At 64.3% G+C, this 544-nt stretch carries 1 protein-coding gene; it reads right to left on the bottom strand.

Annotation, left to right across the window (positions count from 1 at the left end):
* Positions 1-544 (bottom strand): NAD-dependent epimerase/dehydratase family protein (locus AAFX79_13825; protein MEO1009634.1); only part of this gene is annotated, 544 nt, incomplete at both ends.

The following is a 544-nucleotide window of genomic DNA, read 5'->3' as shown; positions in this document are numbered from 1 at the left end:
CGATGTTCACCGGTCCGACGAAGTCGTCCGGGCCGTTCATCATCCGCAGCATTCCCTCGACCAGGTCGTCGCGGTAGCAGAACGACCGGGTCTGCGAGCCGTCGCCGAACACGGTGATGTCCTCGCCCTCCAGCGCCTGGCGGATGAAATTCGACACCACCCGGCCGTCGTTCGGGTGCATCTTCGGCCCATAGGTGTTGAAGATCCGCATGACCTTGATCCGGATCTGATGCTGGCGGTGATAGTCGAAGAACAAGGTCTCGGCGCAGCGCTTGCCCTCGTCGTAGCAGGCGCGGGGACCAATCGGGTTCACGTGCCCCCAGTAGGTCTCGCCTTGGGGATGGATCCCCGGATCGCCGTAGACCTCGGAGGTCGAGGCCTGGAGCATGCGCGCGCGCGTGCGCTTGGCCAGACCCAGCATGTTGATGGCGCCGTGCACCGAGGTCTTCACGGTCTGAACCGGGTCGAACTGGTAGTGCTTGGGCGAGGCCGGGCAGGCGAAGTTGAAGACCCTGTCGACCTCGACGAAGAGCGGGAAGGTCAC

Source organism: Planctomycetota bacterium (assembly GCA_039819165.1).
Taxonomy (GTDB): domain Bacteria; phylum Planctomycetota; class Phycisphaerae; order Phycisphaerales; family UBA1924; genus JAHCJI01.
Note: the sequence above shows the minus strand (reverse complement) of the source record. Positions and strands in the feature narration are given on the sequence as shown.